Here is an 8,576-nt window from a genome sequence, read left to right on the forward strand (position 1 = left end):
CGATCGATCATCCGTTTCGGATGATCCCCGCGCGTGGCGCGGGCGTGATCGTGTGCCCAACGGTAGGCGGCGCGGGCCGAGGGGGATCGAGATAGAAGCCGCGCACATCATCGAGCGCCACCCGCGGCAGATCACCTTGATCGCGCCGCTGACCGCGTTCGCCTTCACCATCGGAGCGGGTACCAGCAACATCCTCTACCCCCTGATGCCGGTGATCTACGACGTGTCCTACCGGCACGGGATCCACCCGTCGCGGCCGATGACGGTCGCGGTCGTACAGTCGGGCATCGCGCTCGCCGCCTCTCCGGTCTCGGCGGGCCTGACGGCGACCAGGCAGGGGCGCAACTCCGCCCTGGCGTTCCTGACCGGCGTCCTGCTGATCGTGGTGCTGGGGCTGTTCTCCGGCCTTCGGCCCTCCTTCTCCGGCCTTCGGCCCTCCTTCGCCGTCTCGGTCTTCATCGTCGTGGCGCTCACGACCAGCCAGTCGGTCGCGACGCGGACGATGGTCCCGATCGGCCTGGCCGGCGTCTACGCGCTGCCCACCGGCGGCCCGCAGATCGCGGGAGCGAACTTCGACCTCTCGGGAACCACGAAGCTGGGAACGAAGCTGGTCGACCACAGCTACTTCGTGCCGAACCTGGTTCTCTCGGTCACCACGGTGGCCGCCGGCGGTGCGATCGGCGCGATCTTCTTCTGATCCCGCGCAACCACTTACGAGGGAAGACGCCATGAGAATCCTGGTAACCGGCTTCGATCCGTTCGAGCACGAGCCGATCAACCCGTCCTGGGAGGCGGTGAAGCGCCTGCCGGAGAGGGTCGCGGACGCCGAGATCGTCAAGGTGCGGATTCCCACGTCGTTCGCCCGCTCGCCGGAATTCGTCCGGGACGTGATCGTGGAGCACGATCCGGACGTGGTGGTCAGCGTCGGGCAGGCGGGCGGGCGGTTCGGGGTCAACCCGGAGCGCGTCGCGATCAACCTCGACGACGGGCGCATCGCCGACAACGACGGCTACCAGCCGATCGACACCCCGATCCGCGCCGACGGCCCGCCGGCCTACTTCAGCTCACTGCCGGTCAAGGCGATGGTCACGGCCATTCGGCGGGCCGGCGTCCCGGCCGCCGTCTCGAACACCGCCGGTACCTACGTCTGCAATCACATCGGTACCAGATCCTGTACATGATCGATCGCGAGTTCCCCGGAAAGCGGGGCGGTTTCGTCCACGTGCCGTACATCGCCCAGCAGGTCGCCGACAAGCCGAACCAGCCGGCGCTCAGCATCGAGGACCTGGCGACCGCGCTGACCGCCGCGATCGAGGAGTACCGCGACAAGCCGGACGAGCACAGCGTCGGCGGCGCCACCCACAGATCAGCGAACATGCCGGACGAAACGCCGTTCGAGCCGTCCCGAGGACGGATCCCGTTTCACCGTCGCGGTGCCGGCCCAGCCCGATCGTTCGTAGACGCGGATGGCCCGCTCATTGTCGTCGATCACCCACAGCTCGAGCCGCTCCCGGCCGATCGCCCGCGCGTGGTCCGCCACGCCGACAAGCAGCCGGCTCCCCACGCCGCCGCCCCAGGCCGGAGGGTCCACGCCGAGATAGAAGAGCTCCAGAGCCTGCGGGCGGGGCGCGAACACGGCGAAACCCACCGGGTGGCCGTCGCTCCGGGCCAGGAGCAGCCTCGCCCCGTCGATGGCGAGGCGTCGCTGGATGCCGGGGACGGTCTCCTCGACGCCGGCCGGCTCCGGGTCGTCGTCGCGGCGTGCCTTCGCGCGGGCCCAGATCCCGGCGGACTGCGTCACCGCGTCCGCTCCGCGGGCCTCGGCCACCTGCACCACACCGTCCGCGCTGCTCATCCGGGCATTCTCTCAAGGCCGCGCACCCGCAGGCCTACGTGAGCCTGCGCCGGATCCACCAGGGGGAGAACCACGAGGTCCCGCGGCCGGGGCGAGCAGGACCCCGAGCTCCCGCCACTGCACCGTCCAGAACCGGATCCCGGCGTCCACCTGCTGGAATCGCCCGCCTCAGGCGGCGGTGAAGAGCACCGCGAGCCCGCCCTCGGCGGCGCGGTCGTAGAACGCCCGGACGTCGACGAAGTTCGTCCAGGTGTAACCGAAGTCGTCGTCGTCCAGCGTGCCGCGGTAGTCCGGGTCGTCGATCGCCTCGAACCGCCGCCGGAGCCGTTCACGGTCGATGTCGTGCAGGGCGGGCGCCAGGTCCCGCACCTCGGCGGCCTTGACGTAGACCGCGTAGTAGTCGTCGTGGAGGTGCCGGCCACCGAGCACCGCATGCGACAGCGGGTACTCGCCGCCGTCGGGATCGAGCGTGCCGTCGGTCAGACAGCGGTGGATCGCGTCCCAGGCCTTGTCGGTGTCGACCTTCAGCTGGTCGTCGTCCCAGGACTCCTCGATGTCCTCGATGAGCCCGGCGACCGCGTCATTGTCGCCGCTGTCGGCCGCCTCGAGCAGGGCGCGCTCCTGGCCGGGCGTGATCGCGAAGTGCACTCCCAACATGTACGGAATCGTACGGCGCCGGCCGCCGCCGATGTTCCGTCGCAACCCCGGAATGCGGTGGAAAAGGGGTCGGAGACAATGATCGACGGGTGCTACGGTTCCCCACGCCGAAAGGGGACACCGTGCCGAAGCTCAACCAGATCATCGCCGTGGAGAAGGGCGTCAAGAGCAAGTCGTTCGCCGACCTGAGCGAGGCTCACCACGCCGTGCAGAAGACCGGCCCGCTCGCCGGCATCTCCCGGACGTACCAGCCGAAGGACGAGGAGGGCGAGCAGCTGCCCGCCGAGTCGACGCGGGTGCAGATCAAGGCCGAGGACATCCTGCGCGGTGTCGCGGGCACGCTGACCCGGCTGTTCGACGTCACCGCGACGAAGGACTGGACGAACTGCGTGGCCCGCGCCGACGTGGTGGTCGACGGACGCACCATCGCCGCCCAGGTGCCCGTGACGTACCTGCTGTTCCTGGAGAAGCAGCTCGTCGACCTCCACACGTTCGTGAAGAAGCTGCCCGTGCTCGATGCGGCCGAGTCCTGGCTGCGTGACGATTCCACGGACAGCTGGCGCACGGAGCCGGTGCGGACCAACCGCACCCGCAAGGTGCCGCGCAACCACGTCAAGGCCGAGGCGACCGAGAAGCACCCCGCACAGGTCGAGGTCTACTACGAGGACGTCACCGTCGGCTACTGGACGACCGTGAAGTTCTCGGGCGCGCTGCCGGCCAAGCGGGTCAACGAGATCCTCGACCGGGTGCTGGCGCTGCAGACCGCGGTCAAGTTCGCGCGCGAGGAGGCCAACAACACGGAGGTCGCCGACCAGCGGGTCGGCGCGGCCGTCTTCGGCTACCTGTTCGGGTAGCCGCCACTGATTCCCCCGTGGGAGCGCGGGGGTGCGCCGGAAACGGCGCGAAAGCTGACAGCTGAGGCTGAAGCTGAATCCACCGGTGACAGTGCGGGTTCGAGTCCCGCCCCCCGCACCACCGCGCGGGGGTAGCCCAACTGGCAGAGGCAGCCGGTATGAGACTCAGACTATCGCTCCAATGTCAGCATTCACCACCGATCACCAGGTCGACCGGGTACGGACGATGACAGCGGATGCCGGTTCAAGTCCGGTCCGCCGCGCTTCGAGCGGCGGTAGTTTAATGGCAAAACCCGATGTCGTGACGAATGATCCAGGCCCTTAAACGTGCTGGTGTGTGCAATTCGGTGGTATCCAGAGGCCCGGGGATTGGCCATATCCCCGGGCCTCGTCACCACTCACCCTTCGCAGCCTGGCTTGCCCGAGTGTCGAACTCCCGGCTGTGACCGGCCCGGTCCACCCGGTACGGGGCGTCGCCGGCCCGCATCTGCGTCGAGTCACTGTTCCCATTGCGACTGGTAGCCCTTGAGGCTGCCCTTGCCGGCGCACTGCATTGCATCAGGGACGGCGTTACGGGCGTTCTCCAACTCGATCGTGGTGTTCTCGCCCGTGACCAGGACGCCGTAGATGGCGTCAAGGGGGTCGATGAGCTTCTCGGCTGCGGCCTTGGTGTCCTTGGGCAGGTGAGGCAGCGCCTCCCCGATCTTTGTTGAGAGGTCCTCGAACTCGGAAGCGTCGGTGCTGGCACCGGACGGGTCTTCGGAGAAGCGGGAGATCAGGTGCACCCAGTCAACCGCGGCTTCGGCGGCCTGCGTGCACGCCTGCTTGCGGGTCATTGTCGGGGTCGGTGACGGCGTGGGTGATGCGGCGGCTGACCGCGAGCTCATGGCGGTGGCCGGGATGGCTGCGGTGGTTACTGCGGGCGGGGGTGCCGCGGTCGGCTCAGGGCCGGCGCTGCATGCGGTCAAGGCGAGCAGGGCGGCGGCAGCGATCGGAGTGATGCCGGGGAGGGCCATCGCGGATCTCCTACGTAGAGTCGACAGGGCATCGCACACGGTAGCGGTGGTGGCGCCGCCAGCCGGTAAGCGACATGGGCGGTGTGGTCTGCCCGATCGGCGTACCGCTGCCGCTGTCGTGACGAAGGCCTGCACCCCAGGGAGGGCGGGTCTTCCGAGGTGCCGGGCATCGCCGTCACCCGTACGGATGGTCGGGAGGCAGTGTCCTTCTACGCTCGGCGGCATAAGCCGCGACCGGTCAGCCCCGCGGCAGACCGGGCCTCGTCACCGCTACCGGGGTCAGCCCCGGTGACCCGCCAGCTCCAGGGCGTACCGCTCGTACCACTGGCCGGCCGCCGGGGCCCCCGCGGTGCAGGCGCCGTCCGACTCGCCCGGCCGTTTGATCCACAGGTAGGCGTCGACGAGCGGGTGTCCGGTCTCGACCGTGGGCGCCGCGCCCAGGGCGCGTCCGGGCGGGTTGCACCAGTGCCGGTCGCCGGCGCCCCGCTGTGCCGGCCCGTTGCCGTTGCGGCTGGTGTCGATGACGAAGTGCGCGCCGCCGAGCAGGCCCGACAGCTTGGTCCCGTACGCGATGTTGTCGGCGGTGTGCTCGAAGTTGGCGACGTTGAGGGCGAATCCGTGCGCCCGGTCGATGCCCGAGGCCCGCAGGGCCGGGGCCATCCGGTCCGGCTCGATCCAGGTCGGGTTGCCGGCGTCGAGGTAGACCCGCACGCCGGGCACGGCCCGGAACGCGTCGACGGCGGCACCGAGCAGCCGGTAGCGGGCGGCCGCCGCGGTCGCGTCGAGGCAGCCCTCGGCGGCCTGGGCGACCGCGTCCGGCTCGAGCACCACGATCGCCCGGTGACCGGCCAGCGCGCCCGCGATGGCGCCGACCCACCGCTGGTACGCGGCGGCATCCGGGGCGCCGCCCGTGGACTGTCCCGAGCAGTCGCGCCCCGGCACGAAGTACACGGAGATCACCGGGACCTGCCCGGCGGCGTCGGCCTCGCGTACCAGCCGGCCGGCGCGGTCGGCGTATCCGGGCGCGTCGTCGGCGAACCAGGCGGCCGTCGGCTGGTCGGCGATCCGGCGGATCGCCGCGGCCTCGCCGGTGCGCTTCGCGGCCTCGAGGCTACGCAGGTGATCGGTGGCCAGGCCGGACCGCTCGACGAACAGCGGCCAGCCGGCGAGCCGGCCGGCCGGGGCGGCACCGGACCCTGACGGATCCGGTGCCGGCCCGCCGGCCTGGTTCGTCCCGTCCCCTCCCGGGACGAACCAGGCGGCCGCGCCGAGCAGCAGCACGGCGCACAGGGCGGCCACCAACAACGGTGGCCGGCGGACGCGTGGCGGCACTCGGGCGTGGCGGGGCATGGATCAGAGCACCTGCACCCAGCGGCCGACGGAGGGCACACCCTTGTCGTCGACGAGGTAGAGCAGGTACCAGCCGGAGGGGACGAGACCCTTGGCCTTCGGGATGGACAGGGCCAGCCCGCCCGGTGCGTGGGTGATGTCGAGGGCGACGGAGCGCTGGTCGACGTCGGTGACGTGGGTGACGGCGCTGGGGCGCATCAGTCGGGCGCTGCGGATGACGGCCGCGTCGGCGGTGGCGAACGTGACCGTCGTGCCCCGCTGTACGGAGCTGGGCCCGCCGTCGACGGTGGGACGGTCGCCCTTGTACAGGTACGGCGGGGAGTAGACCTCGACGCGCTGCTCGAACGTGCCGGGGTTCTTGCCGGTCGGGTCGTACAGCGGGTCGCTGCCCATGGTGATGACCCGGCCGTCGGGGAGCAGGATCGCTTCCGAGTGGTAGTTGCGGCCGATCGTGGAGTCGGCGGCGCCGGCGAAGCGGTTGTCGACGGGGTCGTAGATCTGGGTGTTGAACAGGTCGCTGCGGGTCTTGCCGCGGTACGCGCCGCCGCGGTAACCGGACGAGCCGCCGGTGGTCAGCACGGTGTCGTCGGGCAGCAGCACGGTGCTCAGGTAGCGGGCGGGCGCCGGCAGGTCGGGGCCGGGCAGGTACTTCGGCGCCGGCTCGTCGAGGTCGGCGATGGCCGTACGGGCGGTGGACACGGGTGACTCGCCGACCTCGCCGCCGCCGAAGATCATGACCTTCTGGTCCTGTGCCGGTGCCAGCAGCACCGAGGAGCTCGTCTCGGTCATCCGGGCGTCCCGCAGCCCGGGCACGACCTGGAACCTGTTGTTCGTCAGGTTCCAGAGACCGGGCGTGCGGCCCTCGGTGTCCGAGCCGTAGCCGGAGTTCGAGCCGGAGAAGAAGAGCCGGCCGTCCTGCATGAGGTGCAGGGCGGGGTAGGTGGGGAAGACCCGCTTGAGCTCGGGCGCGTCGACCCAGCGCCGCTGCCCCGTGAGGTAGCGCTCGTTGTTGCCGGGCAGCATCCGGCCGAACCCGTCGAGGCCGGAGACGGCGAGGACGTCACCGTTCGGGGTCTCGGCCAGGGTGGGGTACCAGCGCGGCTTCACCATGTCGCCGGTGCGCAGGTAGCGCTCGGTGGCGGGGTCGAACTCGTAGGACGTGTTGTCGCCGCCGTATTCCTGCTTCTCCCGGGTGATCTTGTCAGCGAGGCCGTAGAGGTTGCGGCGATCGGCGCCGGTGAGGCCGGCGAGGGTGTACTGCGCCGGGCCCCGCACGATGGCGGTGTCGCCGGCGAGCTCGGCGTCGACCCAGACCTCGGCCTCGCCGGCGTGGGTCATCACGGCGTCGCCGTGCTTCATGGTGGTGGCGGCGGGAACCGTCACGTCGGCACGGGTCAGGTATACAAGGCCGTTCTTGCCGGTCAGGCGGGTGCCCTTGGGGAAGAACCGGTTGCCGCCGACGGCCGACTCGTTCTTGATCTTCATGACGCCGGCCGGGTGGTCGATGTCCTTCTCGAGGACCTCGTAGGACTTGGTGCCGCCGGCGATGAGCAGGTTGCCGTTGGCGAGGAAGGTGTGCCCGGCGCAGAACACGTCGGTGGGGGTCGGCACCTCGGTGAACTTGTCGTGGGCGGGGTCGTAGAGCACGGTGCGGAACGTGCCGGCCTCGAAGTTGTCGCGGTTGTTGCCGCTGCCGGCGACGATCAGCACCTTGCCGGTGCGCAGCAGGGCGGCGTGGATCGCGTTGACCCGGAAGTCGGCCGGCACCGGCAGGCGCGACCAGTGTCCGTACTTCTGCGTGTAGGACAGCCGGTTGATCTGGAACTCGTGCAGGGTGTCGGCGCCGAAGGCCACCATGGGCCGGTTGACGACGACCACGACGGTCAGGACCAGCAGGGCGACGAATCCGCTGAGCAGGCGGCGGGCCGCGGTCGGACGGGGACGAGGACTCATGCGTACGACTCCACGGGCTTGATGGCGGGCTCGGTCGTGGCGCCGACGTCGGCACCGGGGCGGTCGGATCCGGCGGGGCGGGGCGGGACCCCGCGGCGACGCCGGCCCTGTACCAGCCAGATGGCCGGCGGAAGGAGACAGATGAACAGGTTGAGGGCGGGCCACGCCCACATCGCGCCGTGCACATGCCCGGCGAACGGGGCGATGACCAGCAGCGCGGCGAAGAAGGCCGCCCAGCGCAGGCTCTGCCGGAAGGTGTGCGGCCGGTCCGGGCTGGCCGAGTCGCCCTTCGGGGTCACCACGAAGTTGCTGCGCCGGCGCAGCACGGCGCCGACGAAAGACGACACGTAGATCGGCGTGGACAGCGTGGACACCAGCATGCCGGCGAGGCCGGACGAGCCGGCCTCCTCGTGCGGGCTGATGTTGTGCCGGCGGTTCCAGACGTAGAGGCCGATCTGGAAGAGGGCCGCGTCGACGTAGAGCATCAGCCACACCTCCTGTGGCACCTGCACGCCCTTGGCGCCCAGTACCAGGTAGCAGGCGGCGTTCGCGGCGCCGAGCAGCCAGGCCAGGGCGGTCAGCGGGTAGTAGGACAGCAGCAGCCCGTAGTGCAGCGAACGGCGTACGCCGAGCCGGCGCACGACCTTGCCGAAGGACGTGACGGCCACCTCGTCGGTGCCGCGCGACCAGCGGTACTGCTGGGTGAAGTAGTCGGTCCACGAGGACGGGCCCTCGCCGACGGCGAGCACGTCGGGCGTGTACACCGAGCGCCAGCGCCTGCCGGTCTCCGGGTTGTGTCCACTGTGCATCACCAGGCTGGTGGCCATGTCCTCGGTGATGGAGTCCTGCAGGCCGCCGATGCTGCGCAGTGCGGAGATGCGTACGGCGTTG

At 70.5% G+C, this 8,576-nt stretch carries 9 protein-coding genes, 1 tRNA gene and 1 pseudogene; 5 read left to right on the forward strand and 6 right to left on the reverse strand.

Annotated elements, in window-relative coordinates; all coding sequences use genetic code 11:
- Nucleotides 1-52 precede the first annotated feature (52 nt).
- The 3 genes and pseudogenes from AB0B58_RS40385 to AB0B58_RS40395 form a co-directional block, all read left to right on the forward strand.
- Entirely contained in the window at nt 53-697 is a 645-nt protein-coding gene (locus AB0B58_RS40385) for an anaerobic C4-dicarboxylate transporter family protein (protein ID WP_360236001.1), read from the forward strand.
- A 31-nt stretch (nt 698-728) separates the two neighbouring features.
- Nucleotides 729-1,181 (forward strand): pyroglutamyl-peptidase I, encoded by a 453-nt coding sequence (locus AB0B58_RS40390; RefSeq protein ID WP_360236004.1) that lies wholly within the window; start codon nt 729-731, stop codon nt 1,179-1,181.
- A pseudogene (locus tag AB0B58_RS40395) lies at nt 1,178-1,258 on the forward strand (pyroglutamyl-peptidase I); the annotation flags it as partial. The gene AB0B58_RS40390 and the pseudogene AB0B58_RS40395, both read left to right, overlap by 4 nt.
- A 108-nt stretch (nt 1,259-1,366) precedes the next feature.
- Here the strand turns inward: AB0B58_RS40395 and AB0B58_RS40400 are convergent.
- Together AB0B58_RS40400 and AB0B58_RS40405 are read right to left on the reverse strand one after the other, a co-directional pair.
- The gene (locus tag AB0B58_RS40400; RefSeq protein ID WP_360236007.1) at nt 1,367-1,855 is read right to left on the reverse strand and encodes a GNAT family N-acetyltransferase; all 489 of its coding nucleotides are present in this window, start codon (nt 1,853-1,855) and stop codon (nt 1,367-1,369) included.
- 168 nt (nt 1,856-2,023) lie between these two features.
- Nucleotides 2,024-2,512, reverse strand: coding sequence for a YfbM family protein (locus AB0B58_RS40405; protein WP_360236010.1), 489 nt, complete (start codon nt 2,510-2,512; stop codon nt 2,024-2,026).
- 122 nt (nt 2,513-2,634) lie between these two features.
- Here AB0B58_RS40405 and AB0B58_RS40410 point away from each other — a divergent pair, with 122 nt between their 5' ends.
- A complete protein-coding gene (locus AB0B58_RS40410; RefSeq protein WP_360236013.1) occupies nt 2,635-3,366 on the forward strand; it encodes a hypothetical protein in 732 nt (243 codons plus the stop codon).
- Nucleotides 3,367-3,391: 25 nt separating this feature from the next.
- Nucleotides 3,392-3,487 (forward strand) — tRNA-OTHER (locus AB0B58_RS40415).
- A gap of 376 nt (nt 3,488-3,863) precedes the next feature.
- Here the strand turns inward: AB0B58_RS40415 and AB0B58_RS40420 are convergent.
- The 4 genes from AB0B58_RS40420 to AB0B58_RS40435 all read right to left on the reverse strand — a co-directional run.
- Nucleotides 3,864-4,202: a hypothetical protein gene (locus tag AB0B58_RS40420; RefSeq protein ID WP_360236016.1), complete on the reverse strand. Its 339-nt coding sequence runs from the start codon at nt 4,200-4,202 to the stop codon at nt 3,864-3,866.
- A 459-nt stretch (nt 4,203-4,661) separates the two neighbouring features.
- Nucleotides 4,662-5,681, reverse strand: a complete 1,020-nt coding sequence (locus AB0B58_RS40425; RefSeq protein ID WP_360236019.1) for a glycoside hydrolase family 6 protein — start codon at nt 5,679-5,681, stop codon at nt 4,662-4,664.
- A gap of 54 nt (nt 5,682-5,735) precedes the next feature.
- Entirely contained in the window at nt 5,736-7,685 is a 1,950-nt protein-coding gene (locus AB0B58_RS40430; RefSeq protein ID WP_360236021.1) for a galactose oxidase-like domain-containing protein, read from the reverse strand.
- Nucleotides 7,682-8,576: glycosyltransferase family 2 protein (locus AB0B58_RS40435; protein ID WP_360236024.1), on the reverse strand; the 895-nt coding region annotated here is incomplete at its 5' end. The genes AB0B58_RS40435 and AB0B58_RS40430, both read right to left, overlap by 4 nt.

Origin of the sequence: Actinoplanes sp. NPDC049118 (assembly GCF_040648555.1) — a bacterium.
Classification (GTDB): Bacteria; Actinomycetota; Actinomycetes; order Mycobacteriales; family Micromonosporaceae; genus Actinoplanes.

Coding starts and splice junctions, on each gene's coding strand:
- AB0B58_RS40420 (WP_360236016.1), bottom strand. CDS start 4,202: ATGACCCGCAAGCAGGCGTGCACGCAGGCCGCCGAAGCCGCGGTTGAC.
- AB0B58_RS40430 (WP_360236021.1), bottom strand. CDS start 7,685: ATGAGTCCTCGTCCCCGTCCGACCGCGGCCCGCCGCCTGCTCAGCGGA.
- AB0B58_RS40405 (WP_360236010.1), bottom strand. CDS start 2,512: ATGTTGGGAGTGCACTTCGCGATCACGCCCGGCCAGGAGCGCGCCCTG.
- AB0B58_RS40400 (WP_360236007.1), bottom strand. CDS start 1,855: ATGAGCAGCGCGGACGGTGTGGTGCAGGTGGCCGAGGCCCGCGGAGCG.
- AB0B58_RS40390 (WP_360236004.1), top strand. CDS start 729: ATGAGAATCCTGGTAACCGGCTTCGATCCGTTCGAGCACGAGCCGATC.